The organism is Sporosarcina sp. SAFN-010 (genome assembly GCF_059415065.1).
In genome coordinates, this window is record NZ_JBPFDS010000023.1 from 1 (window position 1) to 23,997 (window position 23,997).

The 23,997-nt window shown below is 43.7% G+C and carries 24 protein-coding genes, 8 tRNA genes, 1 pseudogene and 1 riboswitch; of the genes and pseudogenes, 26 read left to right on the forward strand and 7 right to left on the reverse strand.

Going from position 1 to position 23,997, the window contains the following annotated elements:
* Positions 1 to 109: 109 nt before the first annotated feature.
* From ACR65F_RS17015 to ACR65F_RS17050, 8 genes are all read left to right on the forward strand, one after another.
* Positions 110 to 184, forward strand: a tRNA-Met gene (locus ACR65F_RS17015).
* A 3-nt stretch (positions 185 to 187) separates the two neighbouring features.
* Positions 188 to 263, forward strand: a tRNA-Asp gene (locus ACR65F_RS17020).
* 33 nt (positions 264 to 296) lie between these two features.
* Positions 297 to 372, forward strand: a tRNA-Phe gene (locus tag ACR65F_RS17025).
* Positions 373 to 377: 5 nt separating this feature from the next.
* Positions 378 to 451, forward strand: a tRNA-Gly gene (locus tag ACR65F_RS17030).
* Between the two features lie 4 nt (positions 452 to 455).
* Positions 456 to 529: transfer RNA gene (locus tag ACR65F_RS17035), tRNA-Ile, on the forward strand.
* 4 nt (positions 530 to 533) lie between these two features.
* A tRNA-Asn gene (locus ACR65F_RS17040) sits at positions 534 to 608 on the forward strand.
* A 6-nt stretch (positions 609 to 614) separates the two neighbouring features.
* A tRNA-Ser gene (locus tag ACR65F_RS17045) sits at positions 615 to 705 on the forward strand.
* Positions 706 to 714: 9 nt separating this feature from the next.
* A tRNA-Glu gene (locus tag ACR65F_RS17050) sits at positions 715 to 786 on the forward strand.
* A 43-nt stretch (positions 787 to 829) separates the two neighbouring features.
* On the opposite strand, the gene ACR65F_RS17055 is transcribed toward ACR65F_RS17050, so the two are convergent.
* Positions 830 to 1,564 carry a TraR/DksA C4-type zinc finger protein gene (locus ACR65F_RS17055; protein WP_039044541.1) on the reverse strand — a complete coding sequence of 245 codons (735 nt, stop codon included), beginning with the start codon at positions 1,562 to 1,564 and terminating at the stop codon, positions 830 to 832.
* A 213-nt stretch (positions 1,565 to 1,777) separates the two neighbouring features.
* The gene (locus ACR65F_RS17060) at positions 1,778 to 2,695 is read right to left on the reverse strand and encodes a 1,4-dihydroxy-2-naphthoate polyprenyltransferase (protein ID WP_125103058.1); all 918 of its coding nucleotides are present in this window, start codon (positions 2,693 to 2,695) and stop codon (positions 1,778 to 1,780) included.
* A 157-nt stretch (positions 2,696 to 2,852) separates the two neighbouring features.
* On the opposite strand from ACR65F_RS17060, the gene ACR65F_RS17065 reads away from it, so the two are divergent.
* The 5 genes from ACR65F_RS17065 to ACR65F_RS17085 all read left to right on the forward strand — a co-directional run bounded on the left by ACR65F_RS17065 (position 2,853) and on the right by ACR65F_RS17085 (position 9,114).
* Positions 2,853 to 4,241 (forward strand): isochorismate synthase, encoded by a 1,389-nt coding sequence (locus tag ACR65F_RS17065; RefSeq protein ID WP_440505163.1) that lies wholly within the window; start codon positions 2,853 to 2,855, stop codon positions 4,239 to 4,241.
* A complete protein-coding gene (menD, locus tag ACR65F_RS17070; RefSeq protein ID WP_440505164.1) occupies positions 4,234 to 5,952 on the forward strand; it encodes a 2-succinyl-5-enolpyruvyl-6-hydroxy-3-cyclohexene-1-carboxylic-acid synthase in 1,719 nt (572 codons plus the stop codon). The genes ACR65F_RS17065 and menD overlap by 8 nt, the downstream gene beginning before the upstream one ends.
* Positions 5,942 to 6,766, forward strand: a complete 825-nt coding sequence (gene menH, locus ACR65F_RS17075) for a 2-succinyl-6-hydroxy-2,4-cyclohexadiene-1-carboxylate synthase (protein WP_440505165.1) — start codon at positions 5,942 to 5,944, stop codon at positions 6,764 to 6,766. The genes menD and menH overlap by 11 nt, the downstream gene beginning before the upstream one ends.
* 17 nt (positions 6,767 to 6,783) lie before the next feature.
* Positions 6,784 to 7,602 carry a 1,4-dihydroxy-2-naphthoyl-CoA synthase gene (gene menB, locus ACR65F_RS17080; RefSeq protein ID WP_039044537.1) on the forward strand — a complete coding sequence of 273 codons (819 nt, stop codon included), beginning with the start codon at positions 6,784 to 6,786 and terminating at the stop codon, positions 7,600 to 7,602.
* A 63-nt stretch (positions 7,603 to 7,665) separates the two neighbouring features.
* Complete coding sequence (locus tag ACR65F_RS17085) at positions 7,666 to 9,114, forward strand: o-succinylbenzoate--CoA ligase (protein ID WP_440505167.1); 1,449 nt, start codon at positions 7,666 to 7,668, stop codon at positions 9,112 to 9,114.
* 58 nt (positions 9,115 to 9,172) lie between these two features.
* Here the strand turns inward: ACR65F_RS17085 and ACR65F_RS17090 are convergent, their stop codons facing one another.
* Together ACR65F_RS17090 and yidD are read right to left on the reverse strand one after the other, a co-directional pair.
* Positions 9,173 to 10,144 (reverse strand): metal ABC transporter solute-binding protein, Zn/Mn family, encoded by a 972-nt coding sequence (locus tag ACR65F_RS17090; RefSeq protein WP_039044535.1) that lies wholly within the window; start codon positions 10,142 to 10,144, stop codon positions 9,173 to 9,175.
* A 92-nt stretch (positions 10,145 to 10,236) separates the two neighbouring features.
* On the reverse strand, positions 10,237 to 10,464 hold the full coding sequence (gene yidD / locus ACR65F_RS17095) for a membrane protein insertion efficiency factor YidD (RefSeq protein ID WP_039044534.1): 228 nt from the start codon (positions 10,462 to 10,464) through the stop codon (positions 10,237 to 10,239).
* Positions 10,465 to 10,567: 103 nt separating this feature from the next.
* On the opposite strand from yidD, the gene ACR65F_RS17100 reads away from it, so the two are divergent.
* The 6 genes from ACR65F_RS17100 to ACR65F_RS17125 all read left to right on the forward strand — a co-directional run bounded on the left by ACR65F_RS17100 (position 10,568) and on the right by ACR65F_RS17125 (position 14,383).
* On the forward strand, positions 10,568 to 11,017 hold the full coding sequence (locus tag ACR65F_RS17100) for a Dps family protein (protein ID WP_440505169.1): 450 nt from the start codon (positions 10,568 to 10,570) through the stop codon (positions 11,015 to 11,017).
* A 61-nt stretch (positions 11,018 to 11,078) separates the two neighbouring features.
* Positions 11,079 to 11,252, forward strand: a complete 174-nt coding sequence (locus ACR65F_RS17105) for a putative motility protein (protein WP_082003464.1) — start codon at positions 11,079 to 11,081, stop codon at positions 11,250 to 11,252.
* 132 nt (positions 11,253 to 11,384) lie between these two features.
* A complete protein-coding gene (locus tag ACR65F_RS17110) occupies positions 11,385 to 12,728 on the forward strand; it encodes an NAD-dependent malic enzyme (RefSeq protein WP_039044532.1) in 1,344 nt (447 codons plus the stop codon).
* Positions 12,729 to 12,764: 36 nt separating this feature from the next.
* Complete coding sequence (locus tag ACR65F_RS17115) at positions 12,765 to 13,115, forward strand: transposase (RefSeq protein WP_231567295.1); 351 nt, start codon at positions 12,765 to 12,767, stop codon at positions 13,113 to 13,115.
* 34 nt (positions 13,116 to 13,149) lie between these two features.
* Positions 13,150 to 13,605, forward strand: coding sequence for an NUDIX domain-containing protein (locus ACR65F_RS17120; protein ID WP_039044531.1), 456 nt, complete (start codon positions 13,150 to 13,152; stop codon positions 13,603 to 13,605).
* Entirely contained in the window at positions 13,595 to 14,383 is a 789-nt protein-coding gene (locus tag ACR65F_RS17125) for an alpha/beta hydrolase family protein (RefSeq protein ID WP_039044530.1), read from the forward strand. Before ACR65F_RS17120 ends, ACR65F_RS17125 begins: the two co-directional genes overlap by 11 nt.
* 460 nt (positions 14,384 to 14,843) lie before the next feature.
* Here ACR65F_RS17125 and ACR65F_RS17130 read toward each other — a convergent pair.
* Together ACR65F_RS17130 and pckA are read right to left on the reverse strand one after the other, a co-directional pair.
* Positions 14,844 to 15,047, reverse strand: a pseudogene (locus ACR65F_RS17130) (transposase); the annotation flags it as partial.
* A gap of 326 nt (positions 15,048 to 15,373) precedes the next feature.
* On the reverse strand, positions 15,374 to 16,960 hold the full coding sequence (pckA, locus tag ACR65F_RS17135) for a phosphoenolpyruvate carboxykinase (ATP) (protein ID WP_125102413.1): 1,587 nt from the start codon (positions 16,958 to 16,960) through the stop codon (positions 15,374 to 15,376).
* A 167-nt stretch (positions 16,961 to 17,127) separates the two neighbouring features.
* A riboswitch (SAM riboswitch) is annotated at positions 17,128 to 17,244 on the forward strand.
* 196 nt (positions 17,245 to 17,440) lie between these two features.
* On the opposite strand from pckA, the gene metK reads away from it, so the two are divergent.
* Entirely contained in the window at positions 17,441 to 18,646 is a 1,206-nt protein-coding gene (metK, locus tag ACR65F_RS17140) for a methionine adenosyltransferase (RefSeq protein ID WP_440505170.1), read from the forward strand.
* Between the two features lie 54 nt (positions 18,647 to 18,700).
* On the opposite strand, the gene ACR65F_RS17145 is transcribed toward metK, so the two are convergent.
* Positions 18,701 to 19,213, reverse strand: a complete 513-nt coding sequence (locus ACR65F_RS17145) for a gamma carbonic anhydrase (RefSeq protein WP_440505171.1) — start codon at positions 19,211 to 19,213, stop codon at positions 18,701 to 18,703.
* Between the two features lie 106 nt (positions 19,214 to 19,319).
* On the opposite strand from ACR65F_RS17145, the gene ACR65F_RS17150 reads away from it, so the two are divergent.
* From ACR65F_RS17150 to crcB, 6 genes are all read left to right on the forward strand, one after another.
* The gene (locus tag ACR65F_RS17150; protein ID WP_440505173.1) at positions 19,320 to 20,114 is read left to right on the forward strand and encodes an alpha/beta hydrolase; all 795 of its coding nucleotides are present in this window, start codon (positions 19,320 to 19,322) and stop codon (positions 20,112 to 20,114) included.
* Positions 20,115 to 20,131: 17 nt separating this feature from the next.
* Entirely contained in the window at positions 20,132 to 20,659 is a 528-nt protein-coding gene (gene lepB / locus ACR65F_RS17155; protein ID WP_440505174.1) for a signal peptidase I, read from the forward strand.
* A 92-nt stretch (positions 20,660 to 20,751) separates the two neighbouring features.
* Positions 20,752 to 20,931, forward strand: a complete 180-nt coding sequence (locus tag ACR65F_RS17160; RefSeq protein ID WP_440505175.1) for a hypothetical protein — start codon at positions 20,752 to 20,754, stop codon at positions 20,929 to 20,931.
* A 129-nt stretch (positions 20,932 to 21,060) separates the two neighbouring features.
* Positions 21,061 to 23,202, forward strand: a complete 2,142-nt coding sequence (locus ACR65F_RS17165) for an ATP-dependent helicase (protein WP_440505176.1) — start codon at positions 21,061 to 21,063, stop codon at positions 23,200 to 23,202.
* Positions 23,199 to 23,573, forward strand: a complete 375-nt coding sequence (locus tag ACR65F_RS17170; protein ID WP_125102418.1) for a fluoride efflux transporter FluC — start codon at positions 23,199 to 23,201, stop codon at positions 23,571 to 23,573. Before ACR65F_RS17165 ends, ACR65F_RS17170 begins: the two co-directional genes overlap by 4 nt.
* Positions 23,570 to 23,935 carry a fluoride efflux transporter CrcB gene (crcB, locus tag ACR65F_RS17175; protein WP_440505177.1) on the forward strand — a complete coding sequence of 122 codons (366 nt, stop codon included), beginning with the start codon at positions 23,570 to 23,572 and terminating at the stop codon, positions 23,933 to 23,935. The genes ACR65F_RS17170 and crcB overlap by 4 nt, the downstream gene beginning before the upstream one ends.
* Positions 23,936 to 23,997: the final 62 nt, after the last annotated feature.

Consider the following 23,997-nt stretch of genomic DNA (forward strand, 5'->3'; position numbering starts at 1 on the left):
CGGCTGAAGGGATCGGTCTTGAAAACCGACAGGGGTGTCAAAACCCGCGGGGGTTCGAATCCCTCTACCTCCTCCATTTTTACTTCTTATGTTACTTGAATATTATTATCGCGGGGTGGAGCAGTGGTAGCTCGTCGGGCTCATAACCCGAAGGTCACAGGTTCAAATCCTGTCCCCGCAACCAAATGGTCCCGTGGTGTAGTGGTTAACATGCCTGCCTGTCACGCAGGAGATCGCCGGTTCGACCCCGGTCGGGACCGCCATTTCTTTTAATACATAGTCTATTAACACTATGTGGCTCAGTAGCTCAGTCGGTAGAGCAAAGGACTGAAAATCCTTGTGTCGGCGGTTCGATTCCGTCCTGAGCCACCATTTATGCGGGTGTAGTTTAGTGGTAAAACCTCAGCCTTCCAAGCTGATGATGAGGGTTCGATTCCCTTCACCCGCTCCATATTGGGCCTATAGCTCAGCTGGTTAGAGCGCACGCCTGATAAGCGTGAGGTCGGTGGTTCGAGTCCACTTAGGCCCACTATTCCGCAGTAGCTCAGTGGTAGAGCAATCGGCTGTTAACCGATCGGTCGTAGGTTCGAGTCCTACCTGCGGAGCCATATTACGGGGAAGTACTCAAGTGGCTCAAGAGGCGCCCCTGCTAAGGGTGTAGATCGCGAAAGCGGTGCGAGGGTTCGAATCCCTCCTTCTCCGCCATATTTGTTTGGCCCCTTGGTCAAGCGGTTAAGACACCGCCCTTTCACGGCGGTAACACGGGTTCGAATCCCGTAGGGGTCATACTTAAAAGTTCCTAGTTGCGATATCGCAACTAGGAACTTTTTTATTTATCGTTATCGGTATAACTGTCTTTACTGCGATATGGAATGTCGCCTAGTTCTGATTCCAGTCCTTCTTCATCCAATTCCTCTTCGTATGCTAATGTTGTATTTCCGCGAATTATACCTGAAGGTTCGCCCTCTAAGTTACTCGTTGCGATCACATCAATATCTTCTGTACTTCCGTCTTCAATTGCTGTGTCGTATAACGATTCGTAGTCATCATGGTCTCCAGTAAAGTCAGAAGGGGTTTCTGAAGTTCCCGATTTTGCAATTTCTTCAAAACTGTCGATGGGATCCTTATATGCACCTTCATCTCTATCCGCAAATGTATTTGGATTAGCCATCTTCAACAAATCGTCTTCTACCGGTCGGTCTTCAGGAACTTCCTGAACAGCGTCGTCGACACAAAACGTAGTGTAGGGGACTGCCTCTAACCGTTCGTAAGGGATTTCTTTACCGCATTTTTCACATACTCCGTATGAGCCATCTTTCATATTTTCCAATGCATGCTGGACCTTTTCAAGCTCTTCACTAGCGTGCACATTCAATGCTCTGTCCTTTTCGCGATCATATAACTCCGTTCCCATGTCTGCGGGGTGGTTATCGTAAGTGGACAGCTCGCCGATTTCTTCTTGTGGACTTTCTTCTACATCGGTTCTTTCTTCAGTAATGGTTAGCTGATCCTGTAGACGGAGTAGCTCTTTTTTCAATGTAGTCGTTTGTTCTTTTGTTAACATTACGTTCACGTCCTTTATGGATTTACGTTCTAGTATGATTCAGAACAGCAAAATTACTAGTACTTCAGCTGTTAATTAAATGATTTCCTTTTTCGCGGAATTGTTAAACCTCTTAAGTACCATTTGACGTTATATTCGATTTGCGTCATAAATAAAGAGGCTAATACAGAAATCAGTTTTTACTGACTCTGTATAGCCTCATGTACCATGTCATTATTTAGTTGTGAGATGCTCAATTAGTAACCCGATTGCTAGTAACAGACAAAAGAATGTGTTTGTTTGAGCGGTGTATTTCATAGCGGGCATCACCTGTAATGGGAGCTCGAAATTTTTAAAGATTTTAATTGCACTAATTGGTTTTTTTACACAAAGAATGACAAGGAGACTCCAAGGTGTCAATCCACCAAAAAGAACTAATGCAATAATCCATGCGAAAGCGATGATAAAGAATCCGCTTTGAATGCGAATTGCAGTTGGTCGTCCAAACAAAATAGCTAGTGTTTTTCTGCCCCCTATTTTATCTCCTTCCAAATCACGGATGTTGTTTGCCATCATGATTGCAGCTACGAGCAATACACTTGGAATGGACAGTAGAACAGCACGTTCTGATACGGTACCTGTCTGGATGTAGAACGCAATCAGGACTAACAGCATTCCCATGACGACTCCAGAGAATAGTTCTCCAAGCGGAGTGTATGCTATTGGATAAGGTCCTCCTGTGTAGAAGTAGCCGATAGCCATTGAGATTAAACCAACTACTGCAATCCACCAAGATGACTGCATACAGATATAAATACCTAAAAGAATCGAAACGCCATATAGGAGCAGTGCCAAATTTAGAATCGTCTTAGGATTTACTTTGTTACGTACGATTGTTCCGCCAATGCCGACGGAATCTTCCGTATCGAGTCCACGTATAAAATCGTAATACTCGTTAAACATATTGGTCGCCATTTGAATGAAAACACTTGCGAGCAACATGGCAGCGAATAATAGGAAGTCTAGTTGTCCGAATGGCAACGCAAGCATCGTGCCAAGGAACACAGGAGCAAAAGCTGCGGTCAATGTATGTGGACGAGTTAGCTGCCACCACATTCTCCAACCAGTTTCAATTTTAATAGTATCTTGCATTTCGTTCTCTCCTTCGTTTAAACATGCAAGTCTTATTGTACTCTATTCGGCACAAATACGGAATCCTTCAGGTTCTTAAAAATGCGTAGTAGCCCGATTTCCGCTATAATGGAAGTAGAATTGGCACCATGAGTTTGCCACATGAGGAGAGAATACTATGAATCGGAAGTTTACGGACTTGCCTAGCCGAGAAAAAACGGCAGCTATGCCGCATGTCCGCTTCTTTACAGAAACTATTGAGGCGGGCGGAATATCACCGCTGTCTTTTTTTGAGGCAGGGGCGTTCATCCATGATTCTCATCGTTTTTATTGGGAAAATGCATCTAAAACGATGACGCTTGTTGGAATTGGACATGCGTTGACGATAACTGATGAACCTGGAACCGATCGCTTTGATACGATTGAATCCAAATGGAAACACTATTGTGACGCACTTATTAAAGAAGACAAAGATATGGATCCAGTGTTGTTCGGTGGATTTTCTTTTGAGGAAAAACGCTCATCCACTCCTTCAGAGTGGGAAAATTTCCCGGATGCTCTTTTTGCTGTGCCTACATTCCAGTTGAAGATAGAAAATGGAAAAACTCTTGTTGCAATAAATTTAATCTCTGAGGAAACTGAAACAGTTCTCCAATTTGAAGCACTTCGCAAGCAACGTGACCAACTTATCCATATGGCACAAGTACAGGAATCTGTATCAACCGAAAAGCCGTTGCTGTTATCGATGAAGGAGCTTAGTAAAGGGCATTATCTGAAAGCCGTTCAACGGATTACAGAGAAGATTCAAATGGGTGAAGCTGAAAAAGTAGTCATCGCACGGAAATTAGCTCTGCAATTTGAGCAACCGATTCCACCAGTAGCTGCACTTCAATCTGTCGCTAACGAGCAACGGGACAGTTACAATTTCGGACTTGAGAATGGCTCGCAATTCTTTTTCGGTGCCACTCCTGAGCGATTGATCGAAATAAAAGACGGACAAGCTTTTTCTGCATGCGTTGCTGGATCTATCAAGCGGGGGAGCAGTGCGGACGAGGATCAGCAGTTAGGTAATGAACTACTCGGAGACAAAAAGAATAGAGAAGAACACCAATACGTGGTCGATATGATTACTGGCGTATTCGACTTGCTTTGCGCTTCCTATACAGCCGCATCTCGACCTAAGTTGATGAAAGTACGAGATATCCAACATTTGCATACGCCGGTTCAAGGACGATTGGGAGCTGAAAGTAGTATCTTCCAATTCGTAAAAGCACTTCATCCCACACCTGCGCTTGGGGGCTTCCCAACACCCATTGCTAGGGAACTGATTCGTCAGGAAGAAAATCTCGATCGAGGGTATTATGCCGCTCCAGTAGGCTGGACAGATGTATCTGGAAACGGTGAATTTGCGGTAGCGATACGTTCAGCATTGCTGGAACAGAAGAACGCATGGTTATATGCCGGTGGAGGAATTGTAGCAGACTCAGATCCCACTCAGGAATATGAAGAGACATGGGTGAAATTCAGACCGATGTTACGTGCACTTGGAGGTTCGCTAAATGGATAATCGTAAAACGTTAACGAATCATGTGAGAAGAATGGCAGAAAGTCTTGTCAGAATGGGAGTCGCGCATGCAGTGATTAGTCCGGGATCGCGTTCCACTCCACTTGCTTATGCACTAGCTTCCACAGAACAGGTAGATGTCCATTTGCACGTAGACGAACGTTCTGCTGGATTTTTCGCTCTTGGGTTAGCGAAGGCGACACAATTACCGGTTGTCCTGTTATGTACATCAGGCACAGCTGCGTCTAACTATCATCCAGCAGTAACAGAAGCGTTTTATGCTCGGGTTCCATTGATTGTAATCACAGCGGATCGACCACACGAATTACGTGATGTCGGTGCGCCACAAGCTATCCGTCAAATGGGGATGTTTGATCCTCACGTTAAATATGACGTGGATCTACCGATACCTGAAGATTCGGCTGCTGTCGATGACTTTTTAGAACGACAAATTGCTCGTGCTATAGGTATGGCGGTCACTGAACCTAAAGGACCGGTACATCTCAATGCCCCATTCCGGGAGCCGTTGTTGATCGATTTCGATCAAGAACTACCGACAGTTACGTTTATGGAGCGGATTTCTAGTCACACGAGCCTGACAACAGAGCAGAAGAATCAGGTGAGTGATCTAATCGATTCCGCAGCACGTGGAGTTCTTGTGATTGGTGAATGTCTTCCAGGGTTTTATAAAAACCAGGTGTGGGAATTCGCAAAGAGAATGAATTGGCCTGTAATTTGCGATCCATTATCCAATTTGCGGTCTGAAGTTCCAGAGGATTGTAGTCATTTATGCATTGACTCCTATGATGCATTGCTGAAAAACGAATCCTTTGCAGCTCAAGCAGAGCCAGATGCGGTCATTCGTATTGGACCTCAACCTGTTTCTAAACCGTTAACGTTATTTTTGAAGAAGGTGCGACCACAAACATTTATAGTCGTGGACGAATCCCCAATCTTCCGTGATCCGCTCGGTATTGCCACACACCATTTGCAAGTGAATGCTATAGAAATACTGTCAGTTAGAGCTACCCCTCATCAGGAGGCATCTTATACTGAGATATGGAGTAAAGCAAACGAACTCGCTGCAGAAATGACCGAAAGTTATCGGAGTGAGGAAGTTCATGAAGGTGACTATGTTCGCACGTTACTAGCATCTTTACCGGATGGAAGTGACCTGATTAGTGGGAGTAGTATGCCGATCCGTGATTTGGACACGTATTTCCGCAAGACAGATCGGGATATCGCGATTTTCTCGAATCGCGGAGCTAACGGGATTGATGGGGTCGTTTCGACGGCTCTCGGTATTCAAACAGCCCGGAAGAGACCGGCTTGGCTTCTAATTGGTGATTTGTCGTTCATGCATGATGTGAATGGGTTGCTAATCTCTCGCATGCAGACGATGGATTTAACTATTATTGTGAGCAACAATGATGGCGGAGGTATTTTCTCTTACTTACCTCAAGCGTCGATTCCGAATCATTTTGAACAGCTCTTTGGCACACCAACCGGTTTGTCATTTGCCCCGCTTGCAGAGATGTACGGCATTCAATATGACTCGGTTTCATCGGTAGAACAGCTAGAAGGTCAATTAGCGGAAGAGAAGACAGCTCCACTGCGGATCATCGAGATGATTTCAGTTCGGGAACAAAATGTTCAGGCACACCGTGAATTATGGAGTGAGATAGGAGAGGAGCTCGAACGTAATGGGTTCTGATCGGATCACAGTCAATGGGCATTCAATGCATGTGCAACGTAATGGTGATCCTTCTCTTCCAGTTGTAGTATTCCTTCATGGCTTTACGGGAAGTATAGCTACGTGGAGTACAATCAGTTCACTTCTTGAAGGGAAGGTCCACACTATTGCAATCGATTTATGGGGGCACGGGCGTTCAGACAAACCTGAGAACAGTTCCTATTATTCAATGGAGAAACAGACGGCAGATCTAGAGCAATTGTTCAACCAATTGGAGCTAACAACGTTCACATTAGTCGGTTATTCCATGGGCGGTCGAACTGCGCTAGGGTACGCGACATCTTTCCCTAAGCGAATTCAACGACTAGTCCTGGAAAGTGCTTCGCCCGGCCTTAAAACGGAAGCAGAGCGTTCTGAAAGAAAGCAACGGGATGCCAAATTAGCGAATCGACTTTTACACGAACCTTTCGTGGATTTCGTGGATTTCTGGGAGAACCTAGCTCTATTCGACTCTCAGAAGTCAATGTCAGAAGAACAAAAAGAAGAAGTGCGCAATGAGCGGCTGAGTCAAGACCCGCAAGGCTTAGCAAACAGCCTGATTGGTATCGGGACAGGCAGTCAGCCATCATACTGGGAAGTACTTTCTAAGCAGATGTATCCCGTGATTCTAGTTACAGGATCCCTCGATATAAAGTTTGAAACGATTGCTTTGGAGATGAAGAACTTACTGCCAAACGTCCAACATTTCACGGTAGAAAATGCAGGCCATGCAATCCACGTGGAAAAACCTGAAGAATTTGCTACAATAATAGATGAGATTGTAAATCAAAAATGATTTCTAGGAGGACAACCATGACACGACAATGGGAAACACTTCATACATACGAAGATATTAAGTATGAAAAGTACAATGGCATTGCGAAAGTGACGATCAACCGTCCAGAAGTACGAAATGCATTCCGTCCAAAAACGGTAATGGAAATGATTGATGCTTTTTCTCGTGCACGTGACGACGAAAGTATCGGAGTCATCGTTTTAACAGGAGAAGGCGAAAAAGCATTCTGTTCTGGTGGAGACCAGAAAGTACGCGGCCACGGCGGATACGTTGGTGACGACGAGATTCCACGTTTGAACGTCCTTGACCTACAGCGTTTGATCCGTGTTATTCCAAAGCCAGTTGTTGCTATGGTAGCGGGCTACGCAATTGGCGGAGGCCACGTACTTCATGTCGTATGTGACTTAACGATTGCTGCAGACAATGCAATCTTTGGCCAAACAGGACCTAAAGTAGGTTCGTTCGATGCTGGATACGGGTCAGGTTACCTCGCACGTATTATCGGACACAAGAAAGCGCGTGAAATTTGGTACTTGTGCCGCCAATACAGTGCACAAGATGCGTTGGATATGGGATTAGTCAACACAGTTGTTCCTTATGAGCAACTTGAAGATGAAACCGTTCAATGGTGTGAAGAAATGCTCTCTATGAGTCCAACTGCACTTCGTTTCTTGAAAGCAGCGATGAATGCGGATACAGATGGATTAGCAGGACTTCAGCAATTGGCTGGCGACGCTACATTGTTGTACTACACATCAGACGAAGCGAAAGAAGGCCGCGATGCGTTCAAAGAAAAGCGTAAGCCGGACTTCGGTCAATTCCCACGATTCCCTTAATGAACACAAAACGAAAAGACTGCCTATTGGGCAGTTTTTTCTTTATGGAAAGGAGGTAAAACAATGATTCCCAATTGGTTATTAAAACGCGCAGCATTAACGCCTCATACCCCTGCATTGACCTTTCAAGGTCGAACATGGTCTTATCTTAATCTGAAAGAAGAGGCATTGGACCGAGCGGGGAAACTACGTTCACTTGGACTTGAACGAGGGAGCCGTATTGCCTTACTTGGAGGAACGTCTGCCGAGATGGCACTGTTAATCCATGGCTGTCTGCTTGCAGGGGTAGAAATGGTGATGCTGAATGCAAGATTGACAAAAGAAGAAATCGAGTACCAGTTGGAAGATTCACAATCGAATTTGCTCATCTGTGAAGAAGCATTCCGTAAAAAAGCAGAGCAGCAGGTTTGCCGGAGTATTGTTTATGATGACTTTCTTCAGTTGGATTCGAAATCTTTGCAACTGGAGCAAGTGTGGGAAGAAGATCGGACGCTAACGATTATGTACACATCGGGAACGACAGGATTTCCGAAAGGGGTTCGTCAAACTGCACAAAATCATACATCGAGTGCGCTATCTGCTGTTTTGAACAGCGGCCTACATGATGGAGATGCATGGCTCCACATGATGCCTCTATTTCATATTAGTGGTTTCTCTATTTTAGCGAGAGCCGTTTTGTATGGCTCCGAAGTGAGGTTGTTTGACAAATTTGATGCTGCAGTAGCGGCTGATGAAATCAGTAACGGACGTGTGTCAGGAATGTCTGTTGTGGCGGTCACACTCGAACGATTACTAACAGTTATTGAAAACGAAAAGTTGTCTGTCCATCCAAAATTCCGCACACTTCTTGCCGGTGGCGGTCCCGTTCCTGTTAGCTATTTAAAGCGTGCAGAACAATGTGGGCTCCCTGTATTACAAACGTACGGTATGACAGAAACTAGCTCACAGACAGCGACGCTTTCGGCTGAAGATGCATTACGAAAGCCAGGGTCAGCAGGAAAACCGTTATTTTTCACAGATATCCAAATTGACGGAGAAAAAGAGCCATTTGTTAAAGGGGAAATTCTCATTAAGGGGCCACACGTCACTAAAGGATATATAGGAAAGAATACTGGCACTCAAGCATTGAAAAATGGCTGGCTGCATTCCGGGGATATCGGGTATTTCGATGAAGAAGGCTTTTTATTTGTCTCTGATCGACGTTCTGACCTGATCATCTCTGGTGGGGAAAACATCTATCCTGCGGAGATAGAGTCAGTGCTTGTGGAGCATCCAGAAGTGGTAGAGGCAGGCGTATGTGCAATGCCAAGCGACGAATGGGGATCAGTTCCCGCAGCGTTTATCATTTTGCGATCACCGGTTACAGTTGGAGGCCTACGCGAGTTTTGTCAAACTAGACTAGCGTCTTATAAAGTTCCGAAATCCTTTCAATTTGTCGATGAATTACCTCGAAACGCATCGAACAAATTAATGAGGAAGGAACTTCGCGAAAGGTTTACTATGGATAATTAAAAACAAAAAAAGGCTAGGGGAGGAAGGAGAAAATATTTCCCTTCCAACCTCTAGCTTTTTAATTAAGTGCTTCAGACAACACTTGAATATTGCGTTTCATCAATGAGAAATAATCCTCTTTGTTGGCAATATCCTCTTTCGTCAGGACAGACAAGTTATGAAGAATGGCGGAGTCTGCTCCAATTTCATTTTGGACGACTTTAGTCAGTTTAGAGCTCACGTTTTGTTCAAAGAGAATTGTTTTCACATGAGCTTCTTTTGCTTCTTCCACAATGTGGGCGAGTTCCTTTTGGGATGGCTCGTTTTGTGTGTTGAGACCAGCAATGGAAATCTGCTCTAATCCGTATTCATTAGCTAGATAGCCGAAAGCAGCATGTGAAACAAAAAAATTTTTTGAAGCTGCCTGATTTACCATTGTTGCAAATTCTTTATCCAACGATCCTAAATCGCTTTTCAACGCTTCAAAGTTCTTTTCATACAGTTCTTTGTTCTCTGGAGCTTGCTCTGTAAGTCCATCTCGAACAGCTTTAGCTAAGTCCATGCTAAGAACAGGGGAAATCCATACGTGGGGATCGGTGTTGCCTTCTGAATGCTCTTCCCCCTCATGTTCATGCCCATGTTCCTCTTCATCCGAATCATGATGATGACCTTCCATTAGCTTTGACTGATCGATATGTTCGCCTGTCGGAAGTAACTTAACGTGTTGATTTTTTAATGTTTTTTCTGCATTTTCTACAAAACCTTCAAGTCCAAGCCCCACATAGAAAAACAAATCTGAATCTGCCAGTTTCATCATTTCTTTTTGGGTCGGATCGAATGAATGCTCATCGGTTCCTGCTGGGTAGATCGATTTTACAGAAACTGTGTCACCACCAATTCGTTCCGTAAAATATTGTAGTGGATAAACTGTTGTATACACCTCGAGTTTTCCATCGTCTGCTTTACTTCCATTCGAATCATCCTTTTTCCCACAAGCCCCAAGTACGAGCGTGAGAAGAAGAAGTCCTATTAGTATCCGGTTTCGTGTCATCTGCCTAAATCCTCCAATACGTAATCATTACGATTTAAAAAGTGCTTCTTCATCATACTAAATGGAGAAGCACTTGACAACTAAAAGAGTTATTAGACTTTTTCTTTCTTGGCAGGAACAGGGTCAAATCCGCCTTTATGAAAAGGATGGCACTTTGAAATCCGGACAATTGTCAGCCACATTCCCTTAACGACACCATGAGTTTCCACGGCTTCGACTCCATAATGCGAGCAGGTAGGATAGAATCTGCAAGAGGGTGGCGTAAGTGGCGAAATCATTTTTTGATAAAAGCGAATGAGTAACAAAACAAGCTTTTTCATGTAAACCGCTCCTAAAGTATTGTACGTTTAGTTTAAACCGTTCGGTGGTAAAATAACAGAGAGAAGTATTAGACAAAATTCATAGAAAAGAGGTCGTTTCATTATGTCAACAGAATTAATCAAAGAATTGAACACACAAGTATCCACTTGGTCAGTCATGTATACAAAATTACATAACTACCACTGGTATGTAAAAGGAAAGCAATTCTTCACACTGCACGCTAAATTTGAAGAACTATACGACGAAGCTACGCAACATATGGATGATATCGCAGAACGCGTTCTAACTCTTGGAGGAAAACCGACTGCTACAATGAAAGAACATTTATCAGTGTCAGTTGTAAAAGAAGCGGATGGCAGTGAAAAAGCTGAGCAAATGGTGTCAACAATCGTAAATGATTTTGACTCGATTATGAAATCATTAAAAACGGGCATGAAATTAGCTGGAGATGCTGGCGACTTCATGACTGAGGATTTGTTAAATGCAATTTATCAAGGGATTGAAAAGCATCAATGGATGTTGAATGCATTTCTTGGTGAAGATAACAATTAAGAAAAATTCCTTCATGACTATCTAGTCTGACCGATAAATAGGGAGAGAGGAGCTGATTATTTTGGATATTTCATCCATCATGTCTAGCCAGTTGCGGAGTCTTCAATCGACTGTAAAATTATCTATTTTGGACAAAGCAATGACTGCAAATGCATCTGCAGCAACTGAAATGTTGCAATCTTTGCCTGATGCCGCTCATCCTTTTAAAGGCTCAGCAATAGATATCAAAGCTTAACTGACAATGCACCCTTCCGATTAGGAAGGATGCATTGTTTTTTTCTATTTCATTGAACAACTGATAGCTGATGTGTAAAATAGGTCTGTGACTAAACTGTGAATATTCGATTCAGAAAAAGGAGAAATTAGTATGACAAATACACCCTATTTACGGAATTTGATTATTGAAACGCCTTCAAAACCTGGTAACTTCGCAAAAGTTGCATATGCGATTGGCCAACTAGAAGGTGATATAGGTGATATCCAGACCATAAAAGTGGGTACATTGACTACAATCCGTGACGTTTCTGTCCAGTGTAACGACGTCGAGCAATTGGAGAAAATTGTTGAGGCTATCAATGCAATCGGTGATGAGATTCAAGTACAGGCGATTTCCGATGATGTGCTGCGTGCACATGAAGGTGGAAAGATACATATGAAAGGCAAAGTTGAAATCCGCTCGCTTGGCGATTTACGTCGTGTCTATACGCCGGGAGTTGCGAACGTATGTAAAGTGATTGAAAAAGATCCACAGCAAGCACAGTTTTTCACAGGTATTTCGAATACTGTGGCGATTGTAACTGACGGAACAGCTATTTTAGGATTGGGAAATATCGGACCTGTAGCAGGAATGCCAGTAATGGAAGGTAAAGCCGTATTGTTCGATCAATTTGCAGGTATTAGTGGGATTCCAATTTTACTCGATACAAGTGACCCTGATCAGGTTGTAGAAACCGTGAAACATATCCATCAAGGATTTGGTGGGATTCTATTAGAAGACATTGGCTCACCTCATTGCTTCGAAATCGAAGAACGATTGAAGGCAGAGCTCGATATTCCTGTTATGCACGATGACCAGCACGGAACTGCAGTCGTTGCTCTCGCTTCAACCCTTTCTGCTTGCCGCCAAGCAGGGGTGAAATTGGAAGACTCTGTAGTAGGTCAAATCGGATTGGGCGCAGCTGGACTTGCAATCAGTCGAATGATGATGGCTTATGGGGTTAAGAAAATGCAAGGTATTGACATGAATGAACAAGCGTTAGAGCGCCTTGCGAAATACGGTGGCTCAACTGCTAACTCGTTGGAAGAGATTATGGCAACAAGTGATATCGTTATTGCAACAACGGGTGTACAAGGGTTGATCAAACCGGAAATGGTTCGTCCAGGTCAAATTATTTTAGCGCTATCGAATCCACATGCTGAGATTCAACCTGAAGTTGCGCTGGAAGCAGGTGCTGCTTTTGCAGCTGACGGACGACTTGTGAATAATGTTCTTGGATTCCCAGGAATTTTCCGCGGAGCATTAAATGCAAAAACGAATAAGATTACGTATGAAATGCTTATTGCAGCTGCACTTGCCATTGTAGATTCTACAAAACACGGGGATCTCGTGCCACATCCTTTAGATCCGAATGTCCATCAAAACGTTGCAGATGCTGTTGAAAAAGTAGCTAATTTAAACTTGCAGAAAACACATGCACATACTCATGCCTAAGTGGTCCATACTACTTTAAAAAAGGTTGGGATTACTTTGGCAGATGGAAAATTTACAATGTATGTATCAGTCGCTCATCAACAAATCAATATCCATGAATTCGATTCACCTTATGAATATGTAGTGAATATTCCAAAGGAGTACATTGAGGTTTTTCATCACTTGTTTGATCAGACACATGAATTAGAATTTACAAACTTTCTGAGATCCCATTTACCATATGTGCCTTATCATTATGATCGGGATAATCACAAAGTCGACCTGCGCTTATACAAAATGTATGCGCTAATCCATGAATTCACGGATGATGAATCCAAGGCGTTCATAGAACAGCTACCATTTTTCCGACAGCCAGTTGTAGGTTATAAAGGTGCTGGAAACATGTAAGTGGGCGGATCAGCTAGATAGGGTGTGCAAAGCGATGTTAACATTTGACGACCTAAAAGGAAGCCGCGTAGAGCTCGTTTTTGGGGAACAAGATTTAGAAGCACGTCACGTTCTTGTTGTGCTTAAGCACGAAGGTAAGTGGTTGCTGACTACTCATAAGATACGTGGAGTGGAATTTCCAGGTGGCAAAGCAGAACACGGTGAAACAATTGATGACGCTGCAATCCGAGAAGTTATGGAAGAAACAGGGGTAACCGTTAAGAATTTAGTGAAATTCGCTGAGTACGTCGTCTATACCGATCCTCCATTTTGCAAAGCAGTGTTTACAGCAGATGTTGTCGATATTGATGAGGACGCAGAGCGTTTTGAAACGGACGGCCCTCTTTGGTTAACGGGAGAGCAATTAGATCGCTGCGATACTCTCAGCTTCCATATGAAGGATAAGGGGATGAGCGAACTTAGAAGTTGGGTGGAGCAACATGTACTCTGATGCTCAGATCCTTTCGAAGCGAGCTTATCCATCACCTAATCCTATGGTAGACCTCACTGAAATCACGTATTTCTCTGACGGGTTAAAAGTAAAAGGAATGCTTGCAGAACCAAAAGAAGCGGGAAGTTACGAAGGTCTCATTTATATGAGAGGCGGCATTCAGCACATTGGAATGGCGCGACCTGCTCGGATTGCACAATTCGCAAGCCAAGGGTTTGTCGTTTTTGCTCCATATTATCGGGGGAATCGTGGTGGAGAAGGGCGCGATGAGTTTGCTGGTGCGGACCTTCGAGACGCAGTGAATGCGGTCGATGTGTTAAAACAGAGTCCTAAATGGAAAGAAGGACGGATTCATTTGTTTTCTTTCTCAAGGGGCGGTATTATGGCGCTCTGGACTGCAATTTTACGGGATGATATTACGTCCACCGTCCACTGGGCAGGTGTATCGGATGTTGTCTTTACGTATAAAGAGCGAGAAGATATGCGGCGGATGATGAAACGTGTAATTGGCGGCTCACCGAATAGTGCACCAGATGCATACCGAGAACGAACGGCACTGTTCAGAGTGGAAGAGATTAACGCACCCGTACTCATCATCCACGGCATGAAAGACGAAAACGTGTCGTTTGAACAAGCCATCATGCTAGAGGATGCACTTCGGGAGAATCAGAAAACCTACGAAACATGGTATTTCCAAGACTATACCCATCACTTCCCATCGTGGCACAATGCACAAATTGTTAGGGATCTCACTAATTGGATGAGAGCTCAAACCTGAAAAAAAGAACCTTCCTGTCTGGAAGGTTCTCATACTGTAGACAAAAGGGATGGAAATCGATTTGATTTTCATCCCTTTTGTCTTTTTGCATCGTTGACTCTAAAAATGAAGGATAACAGGCCGTTGATCTCCGTTCCGGACGGGCGCTTTCCGGGGGCTTGCCCTCAGCCTCCTCGTCGCTTCGCTCCTGTGGGGTCTTCGCGCTGCGCTTATCCCCAGGAGTCGCCGTCCTGCACTTCAATCAACTGAATTTCCTATGACACATTCACATCATTCAAGCAAACAATGCAATTGTGGGGCTCCATGTCCAGCTGTCGAGACTAACTAGATGTAACAGAAGACTTGAGATACCGATGTGAAATCAAAGAAGTCTCTGGTAATGTAAAGAGACAGTTGAATACGTTTTTTCCGATGCCAGGAGAAGCATGGTATGCGATCGACAACCCTAAGAGGGCTTAGTATATTGAATGAATGACATTTTATTGAGTACAACTGGATCTATGCTAGGTCTCCCAAATAGGGATTATAAATCTCCAACCAATGGATAAATGAAGGGGAAATAAATTGATACCTCTAATTTACGGACCAGATGGTCTTGCGGAACTAACAAGTAGAGTGTAAGCAGCTCCATCTGTTCCCGATCTTTGATTTGATTCATCATCATTTCCATTAACTCATTTGATAGTTGGGAGATGCTGTTGATTGTAGTGGAGAGCGGCGACTCCGGAGGGATAAGCGAAGCTCGAAGACCCTGGACTGAGCAAAGCGAGGGAGATGAGTGCTGCCTTAATTTCAGCAAAGTACGCTAAAATACGGCAAATCGAACTCTTCGTTGTTCGATTGGCTGAGAGCAAGCCCCTCGGAAAGCGTCCGCTCGCAGCGAAAATCAACTTTTCACTATTAACTATATTGAAAAGAAAAAAGACTGTAGGAAAACCCCATGATTTCAGGAGTTTGTCTACAGTCTGGAAGGTTCCTTTTTTGATTCTATTAAATAATCGGACCGCCTTTTTGAATGATCTCTTCAGAAACTTGGTCAAACTTCTTGAAGTTGTCTTTGAATAGTTGAGAAAGCTCTTTCGCCTTAGCATCATACTCAGATGCATCGCTCCAAGCGTTACGTGGGTTCAATACTTCACTAGGAACACCCTCGATTTGTTTCGGAATCTGAAGTCCGAATGTCGCTGACGTTTCGGTTTCCACGTTATCCAATTCTCCGGATAGTGCTGCGCGAACCATTGTACGTGTGTGTTTCAAGTCCATACGCTTACCAACGCCATAGACGCCGCCAGTCCAGCCAGTGTTCACAAGGAATACGCGAGATCCATGTTCATCGATCTTTTTACCAAGCATATCAGCATAAACCGTTGCAGGTAGTGGTAGGAATGGTGAACCGAAGCATGTAGAGAATGTAGCTTCTGGTGACGTAATTCCGCGCTCAGTACCAGCAAGTTTCGATGTGAATCCACTTAGGAAGTGATACATTGCTTGCTCCTTCGTCAATTTCGAGATTGGAGGCAACACACCGAACGCATCAGCAGTTAGGAAGATGATGGTTTCCGGGTGTCCAGCAACTGATGGAAGAACGATGTTGTCGATATTCTCAATCGGATATGCTGCACGTGTGTTCTCAGTTAATGTAGTATCATCATAATCAGCAATGCGTGACTCAGTATCGAGTACTACGTTTTCTAGAACTGTACCGAATTGAATGGCACCGAAGATCTCAGGTTCTTTTTCTGGTGATAAGTTGATGCACTTCGCGTAACATCCACCTTCAATGTTGAAGATTCCGTGATCAGACCACCCATGCTCATCGTCACCAATCAGTTTGCGGTTTGCATCAGCAGATAGTGTTGTTTTACCAGTACCTGATAATCCGAAGAAGAGTGCAGCATCGCCTTTTTCACCAACGTTAGCTGAACAGTGCATAGAAAGTATTCCATTTTCAGGAAGCAGGTAGTTCATAACAGAGAAAATCGATTTCTTCATTTCTCCGGCATATTCAGTACCGCCGATTAGCACGATGCGTTTTTCAAGTGAAATGATGACGAATGTTTCTGAATCCGTGCCGTCAACAGCAGGATCAGCTTTGAATGATGGTGCTGCAAGGATCGTGAACTGTGCTTCGTGCATCTTCAATTCTTCTTCAGTAGGTCGGATGAAGAGCTGATGAACGAAAAGGTTTTGCCAAGCAAATTCGTTGATAACTTGAATCGAAAGTTGTGAAGCTTTGTCAGCTCCTGCAAATCCTTTAAATACAAATAGTTCCTCTTTTGCTTGAAGGTGGTTTAAAACCTTCTTATATAGATTGTCGAAGTGAACTTCTGAAATCGGACGATTAACAGAGCCCCAGTCAATCTTATCTTTAGAAGTAGCTTCTTCAGTTATGTAACGGTCTTTAGGGGAACGGCCGGTATACTTCCCGGTTTGCGCTGTAACGGCTCCATCTGCTGAAAGCGTAGCCTCACCTCGGGAAACTGCTTTTTCGACTAATACAGGTACAGATGGCTGTAATGTAATATTAGTACCAGAAAGAAGTTCTTTGAGTCCATTATCTATTTTCGCTGAAATCATAGGTAGATACCGTCCTTTTCATTATTGCCCATGTTGGGGCTGTCTTATTTTGAATTAGTATAACACATTAAGAATAATAAACTATACTAATTCAAAACTCAAGTGAGAGCTACAAAAAAATTTGACAAGAACTGCGTTTTCTCGTAGCATAGATAGATGAACGGATACTCTTATCCCGAGTTGGCGGAGGGACAGGCCCTATGATGCCCGGCAACCTGCATGGACGTCCTTGTCTATGAAAAGGTGCCAAACCTGAAGCAGGGGGAAACCCTGGACGATAAGAGTGAAAGGTGCCTATGAAACTCATGCCTTTCCTCATGTATGCAATACGTGAGTGGAGGGCTTTTTCTATATGTTTGCCTTTATCCTTGTGAACGTTGAACGACGCTTCTCTTCAGGCGCGGGACGAAAACTGGGAAAACGAGAGTACCGTATCACGAGTTCGCTGTAAGGAAACTTGCGGCTGAAGGAGGAAATCATATGACAAATCGACGACTGTTTACATCTGAGTCGGTAACAGAAGGCCATCCTGATAAGATGTGTGACCAAATTTCAGATGCGATTCTGGATGCGATTATCGAGGAAGACCCGAACGCTCGCGTAGCGTGTGAAACGACAATTACAACAGGATTAGTTCTCGTTATTGGAGAAATTACGACGACTACGTATGTCGATATTCCGAAAGTGGTTCGAGAAACTGTAAAGGAAATTGGCTACACGCGCGCGAAATACGGATTCGATTACGAAACGTCTTCCGTACTTACATCTATTGATGAACAATCGCCTGACATCGCGGCAAGTGTCGATCGTGCACTTGAAGCACGTGAAGGCTTGATGGATGACGAAGAGCTAGAAGCAATTGGTGCTGGAGACCAAGGACTCATGTTTGGCTATGCATGCAACGAAACAGAAGAATTGATGCCTCTACCAATTAGCCTGGCTCACAAACTTTCCCGTCAACTGACGAAAGTACGGAAAGAAGAGACACTCGACTACCTACGTCCAGATGGAAAAACACAAGTAACGATTGAATATAACGAAAAGAACGAACCAATCCGTGTCGATACGATTGTTATTTCTACACAGCACCATCCTGAAGTGACACTTGAGCAATTACAGCGTGAAGTGAAACAACACGTCATTGACACTGTCGTTCCAAAGAACTTGCTGGATGATGAAACAAAGTATTTCATCAACCCATCAGGACGCTTTGTCATCGGTGGTCCTCAAGGGGATGCAGGTCTTACAGGACGTAAAATTATCGTTGACACCTATGGCGGTTATGCTCGTCATGGTGGCGGAGCGTTTTCTGGTAAAGACGCGACTAAAGTCGATCGCTCGGCATCATACGCAGCACGTTACGTAGCGAAGAACCTTGTCGCTGCAGAGTTAGCGGATCGCTGTGAAGTGCAGTTAGCGTACGCAATCGGTGTCGCTAAGCCCGTTTCGATTTCTGTAGATACTTTCGGGACAAGTGATATTTCTGAGAGTCGTCTTGTTGAACTTGTCAGAAATCATTTCGATCTCCGCCCAGCTGGGATTATCAAGATGCTCGACCTACGTCGTCCGATTTATAAGCAGACAGCAGCTTATGGTCACTTTGGTAGAACGGATATCGATCTACCTTGGGAGCGTACAGATAAGGCTTCTGCATTGAAAGAAGAAGTTACTCAACTTAAAGGATAAGTACAAAAAAGCAAGGGAGCCGATTTAAGCGCCCTTGCTTTTCTTATTTACAGCTTAGTTTTGAAGTTGTTTGTAATGCTGACCTTTTTCTACGTAGCTCTCAACGATTCTTTCCATATCTTCCCGGTCTGCGTCTGTTACTTCACGAACTACTTTTGCAGGGGAACCGAGTGCTAACATACCAGGTGGAATGACTTTCCCTGGAGGAACTAAACTGCCTGCACCTACAAATGCACCTTCTCCGATTACGGCACCATCGAGTATGATTGAACCCATCCCAACAAGTGCCCCTTTTTTAATCGTACAACTATGTAACGTAACTTTATGACCGATTGTGACGTCATCTTCTATGACTAACGGGTTGTTAGGACTTTGATGTAGACAAGATAAGTCTTGAATGCTGACGCGTTTACCAATACGAGTTGGCGCAACGTCGCCGCGAATGACGGTACTGAACCAAACGGAAGAGTCAGCGCCGATTGTGACATCTCCACTAATTACAGCAAAATCGGCTACGAATACGGTTTCATCGATGTTTGGCCAAACATCCTTATATGGAACAATCATGAAAATGCCCTCCTTGTTGTACATTGATGTATAATAATCCTATCAAAGTTTTAGGACCTTGTACAAAAAGGAGTTTAAAGTATTGGAATAAATGGAGGGAAGCGCTATGTGGAAATGGGAAGCAGACGGACAAGCAAAAGCAGTCATTGTCATTGTACATAACGCGTACGAAGACCATCAGCGATATGCATGGCTGATTCAACGATTAAGAATTTCAGGATTTGACGTAATTACGGGGGATTTACCTGGTCATGGCCCAGATGAGAAAGGGAATCCTCATGATGAGACTTTCGATTCGTATGTAGAGTTTGCAAAAAAAATGATAGATGCGGGATTGAAGGAAAGTGTTCCTGTCCTAGTTCTGGCACATGGTTTAGGCGCTACAGTTATGATTCATTTACTTCAGCGGCAACGAATTGAATGCGCAGGGCTTATCATCAGTTCACCTTGGCTTTCGCTGATCCACCATCCACCTAAATTTTCATCGATTCTGACACGTTTAGCATCTTCTATGAAATTGGATCATGGTGTTACATATGACATGCTCACTAAAAACCCTGAAGAGCGTCCAAAAACCCGTCATGCTTCCGACGTGAGATCGGTTATGACTGGTGGTTGGTATAAAGAACTCACATCGTTCATGAAAGGCACTCTTCAGACAGAGAAATCGATACAAGATGTACCGTTGCTCCTACACACTGGTGGAGAGGATCGGATGACAGATACTGCTGAATCGAAGAAGTGGATGAAACGTCAAAATTTAAGTGAATTCCAGTTTAAAGAATGGCGTCATTTATATCATGACGTCTATCATGAACCGGAACGTGAAGAAGTCTTATTATATACAAAGTCGTTCATCGACAATGTATTACGCTCACTTGGGTATGTGATTGAAAATTGAAAAACGGAGGGTCAACTATGGAAGCAGAGTCAAAGAAAGAATTTTGGTCATGGGGCAAGTCTTTGATTGTCGCAGTACTTGTAGCATTCATCGTAAGACAATTCTTATTTACACCGGTCATTGTATCAGGAGAATCGATGGAACCGACGTATCACGATCATAATCGGGTTGTCATTTCAAAAATATCATCACTTGAGCACTTTGATAAGATTGTATTCCATGCACCAAATGCCGAAGAGGACTTCATTAAGCGGGTAATCGGGCTACCAGGTGATACGGTAAAAATGGAAAATGATGTGTTATCCATCAATGGGGAAAAGTATAAAGAGCCTTACTTGGATTCAAACAAAGCAGCACTTCCAGAAGGGCAGAAATTGACACAGGACTTCGAAGTGAACGTCCCTGAAGGTAAATTGTTCGTTATGGGAGATAATCGTGTAAACAGTATGGATAGTCGAATCTTCGGAAGTATAGATGAAGAATCTGTAGTTGGTAAAGTGAAATTCCGTTTTTATCCATTCAATGAAATCGGGAATCCTAAGTAATCATTTGTACTGAAAAGGAATATTTCACCTGACTAAGCCAAATGCTTTTGAGACATGCTAGCATTAGACACCTTAGAAAAGGAGTGGCGGCATTGACTGAAAAGCAAACAGGCAAAGAGAGTCGAGCAAAACAACAGACAGGTAGTATGGCTGGAACGGAGTACACGGACGGTCAGCGGCGAACCGGCGAAGTTGCGTCGACTGCTTACACAGGTAGTGATAAAAAGAAAGTCGATTTGCAAAACGATCGTCTAGAAACAGGTGGCTTTTAACTTTACTACAAAGTACCTACCAAACCTCTGCAGAAATTGTGCGGAGGTTTTTTACTTCGTTCTAGTCTTCATATACCGCGTTTTATGATAAATTTAAAGGAACGTATTATTAAGGGAGATTTGATGTGCATGGAAGATTTTTTTGAACGTAAAAAAAGACAGCTAAATATCCAATTGAACGATGTGCAAAAACAAGCGGTACTGACAACGGAAGGCCCACTACTTCTCCTGGCTTGTCCAGGTTCCGGAAAAACGACGACCATTATTATGCGCATCGGTTATTTAATAGAAGAACTTGGGATTAAACCAAAACGTATTAAAGCAATCACGTTCAGCAAAGCATCTGCGAGGGATATGCTGAAACGGTTCTCTGCATTGTTTCCGGAACTACCTGCTGCAGACTTTTCCACGATCCACAGCTTAGCCTTTACGATTTCTAAAAAGTGGCTAGCAAAACAAGGGCGACAATTCACATTGCTGGAAGGATATCCTAAACAAAATGCTTTGAAAGCGGCATGCCGTTTTGTGCTGAAGGAAAATGCGACAGAAGATCAGCTGAATTCTTTATCAACCTATATTAGTTTAATGAAGAACCAAATGGTCCCTACAGAAAAGTGGACGGAAAAGGATGAGCCATTTGAGCAAGCTGCGAAAATAGCACGTCAGTATGAAACGGTAAAGAATGCGTCTGTCGAAACCACATTGCTCGACTTTGATGATCTTTTATTGGCGGCTGAACAAGCTATGAGAACGGATGAAGATCTCGGTGCAGAATTCCAAACGAAATATGACTACATTCTGACCGACGAGAGTCAGGATACCTCACTCGTCCAGCACAAAATCGTGGAACACCTGACAGCAATGCATGGAAACCTTTGTGTCGTTGCAGATGATGACCAATCGATCTATGCATGGAGAGGTGCGGATCCTGATTACTTAATGGACTTCAAGCTCGTTTATCCGGAAGCTAAGCTTTTATATATGGAGCAAAACTATCGTTCCTCTTCTGAAATCGTGACAACTTCCGCAGCATTCATCAAACGCAATAAAAAACGGTGGGATAAAAAGATGCATACGGAAAACGGGTCAAGAGGAGCGATTCAGCTACGGCGTTTAAATGATCCGAAGCAACAACTGGAATATGTCACGTACGAACTTCTTGCTGAAGAGGATTTAAGTGAAGTGGCAATCCTGTTCAGGAATAACGCGTCCTCTACTCCATTTGTTAATGAACTCCACCGTCGGGGCATCCCGTTTTACATGAAAGATGCAGACGATAAATTTTTCTCCCATTGGGTTGTTCAAGATATTCTTAACTTCATGCGGCTAAGTTTTAACCTGGAGCGAAAAGATATTTTTGCGAAGGTTGCAGGGAAAATGCAGTTATTTGTATCGAAGTCGACGTTACAGCAGTTTGAACGAAGTACAATCGAGGGGAATGTATTCGAAGCATTCAAAGAGATGGCGGTTTTAAAAGACAGCCAGGTTAGGAAACTCGATGCATATAGAGATGTGTACAAAAAGATACCGGATATGAGACCTGCACAAATCATCCGCATGATCCGCTACGAACTCAGCTACGAAGAAAGCCTAGTGAGTATGTCGACGAAGTTCGGCTACCGTGCGGATAGTTTAAAAGGGATTTTAGATACGTTAGAAGGAATTGCTGAACAGACGAGGAGTATGGTTGAGTTCGCAGAACAGCTGAAAACGCTTGAAGAAGCCGTGCAGGAAGCAAAACAAGAGCCTGTTGGACAAGCAGTGACGCTATCGACTTTCCATAGTGCCAAAGGATTGGAGTTTAAACGGGTGTTTATGATTGACCTTGTAAAAGGCACCATTCCGTCGGAGGAAGACCTCACTGATACACTGTTGTTAGAAGAAGCACGACGCTTATTTTATGTTGGCATGACCCGAGCAAAAGAACGCCTTGAATTGCTGTCTTGTTCTTCAGATGACGGGAAGTCGAAGGAGGACTCTAAGTTTGTGAATGAAGTAAGAGGGATTTTGTTGCCGAAGCGCACCGATTCCACGAAACAAACGAGTAGCTTGGCTAAATCAGCACCAAAATCTGTTGCGGTTAATCCGAATGGAATTGGAGATCTCAAACTGTTAGAAACGGGTAAACTTGTCAAACACCGAGTTTTTGGTAAAGGGGAAATCGTCGATGTGAGTGCGGAGTCTATCGAAATCAGATTTGCAACGGCAACGAAGCGACTGGCATTACAACCCGTGCTGGAAAAGCGAATGTTAGAGTCGGCTGACCTATGAGAACGATACTAGCAATAGGTGCAGCTGGCGCATTAGGAGCATTAGCCCGAACTTATATCGGAATGCTCGTGCCTATGACAAATGGATTTCCTGTAGGGACATTTGTGGCGAACATTGTTGGTACCTTCATTCTTTGTTTTCTTGTTGAAAGAACCCTTCACTGGACACTCGTTAACAAAACGACATATGACGCGATCACGGTCGGTTTTCTAGGTTCATTTACAACATTCTCGGCTTTTAGTTATGAGACGTTGACGCTAATGCAATCTAACATAGGAATGGCGTTGTTATATGTGGTCTGCAGTCTACTATTCGGATTGTTCGCAGGTGCACTCGGAATTCAACTTGGCGGAAGGGGACAGCAAGGATGACGTGGATAGATTTAGTAGCTGTTGCGGCAGGGGGATTCACAGGTGCAATCATTCGCTATTTTGTATCTAAAAAATTGAATACGAATTCACTTATTCCATATGGGACGCTTCTAGTCAATTTGCTTGGTTGCCTCCTCATCGGTCTCGTGGTTGGGTTGCAACTTTCTCCATCACTAACTTTTTTGCTCGCAACCGGAGTGGCAGGGGCATTGACGACATTTTCCACTTGGCTGAAAGAAATATTAGGGATGGTGCGTCTTCAAAAATTAGGAAAGTCAATGGGTTATCTGATGGGTTCTATCATTTTGGGAATTGCATTTGTCTATGTGGGATATATTGGCGGTACTTTTTTTCTAGAGTAACAGTTTAGGAAGTCGCTGTTCGGGAATAGACTTGTGACTGATATTCTTGAACGGAGGCGGAC

Coding starts and splice junctions, on each gene's coding strand:
- ACR65F_RS17125 (WP_039044530.1), top strand. CDS start 13,595: ATGTACTCTGATGCTCAGATCCTTTCGAAGCGAGCTTATCCATCACCT.
- ACR65F_RS17170 (WP_125102418.1), top strand. CDS start 23,199: ATGAGAACGATACTAGCAATAGGTGCAGCTGGCGCATTAGGAGCATTA.
- ACR65F_RS17150 (WP_440505173.1), top strand. CDS start 19,320: ATGTGGAAATGGGAAGCAGACGGACAAGCAAAAGCAGTCATTGTCATT.
- ACR65F_RS17090 (WP_039044535.1), bottom strand. CDS start 10,144: ATGACACGAAACCGGATACTAATAGGACTTCTTCTTCTCACGCTCGTA.
- ACR65F_RS17145 (WP_440505171.1), bottom strand. CDS start 19,213: ATGATTGTTCCATATAAGGATGTTTGGCCAAACATCGATGAAACCGTA.
- crcB (WP_440505177.1), top strand. CDS start 23,570: ATGACGTGGATAGATTTAGTAGCTGTTGCGGCAGGGGGATTCACAGGT.
- ACR65F_RS17120 (WP_039044531.1), top strand. CDS start 13,150: ATGTTAACATTTGACGACCTAAAAGGAAGCCGCGTAGAGCTCGTTTTT.
- yidD (WP_039044534.1), bottom strand. CDS start 10,464: ATGAAAAAGCTTGTTTTGTTACTCATTCGCTTTTATCAAAAAATGATT.
- ACR65F_RS17085 (WP_440505167.1), top strand. CDS start 7,666: ATGATTCCCAATTGGTTATTAAAACGCGCAGCATTAACGCCTCATACC.
- ACR65F_RS17100 (WP_440505169.1), top strand. CDS start 10,568: ATGTCAACAGAATTAATCAAAGAATTGAACACACAAGTATCCACTTGG.
- pckA (WP_125102413.1), bottom strand. CDS start 16,960: ATGATTTCAGCGAAAATAGATAATGGACTCAAAGAACTTCTTTCTGGT.
- lepB (WP_440505174.1), top strand. CDS start 20,132: ATGGAAGCAGAGTCAAAGAAAGAATTTTGGTCATGGGGCAAGTCTTTG.
- menB (WP_039044537.1), top strand. CDS start 6,784: ATGACACGACAATGGGAAACACTTCATACATACGAAGATATTAAGTAT.
- metK (WP_440505170.1), top strand. CDS start 17,441: ATGACAAATCGACGACTGTTTACATCTGAGTCGGTAACAGAAGGCCAT.
- menH (WP_440505165.1), top strand. CDS start 5,942: ATGGGTTCTGATCGGATCACAGTCAATGGGCATTCAATGCATGTGCAA.
- ACR65F_RS17065 (WP_440505163.1), top strand. CDS start 2,853: ATGAATCGGAAGTTTACGGACTTGCCTAGCCGAGAAAAAACGGCAGCT.
- ACR65F_RS17165 (WP_440505176.1), top strand. CDS start 21,061: ATGGAAGATTTTTTTGAACGTAAAAAAAGACAGCTAAATATCCAATTG.
- ACR65F_RS17110 (WP_039044532.1), top strand. CDS start 11,385: ATGACAAATACACCCTATTTACGGAATTTGATTATTGAAACGCCTTCA.
- ACR65F_RS17060 (WP_125103058.1), bottom strand. CDS start 2,695: ATGCAAGATACTATTAAAATTGAAACTGGTTGGAGAATGTGGTGGCAG.
- menD (WP_440505164.1), top strand. CDS start 4,234: ATGGATAATCGTAAAACGTTAACGAATCATGTGAGAAGAATGGCAGAA.
- ACR65F_RS17055 (WP_039044541.1), bottom strand. CDS start 1,564: ATGTTAACAAAAGAACAAACGACTACATTGAAAAAAGAGCTACTCCGT.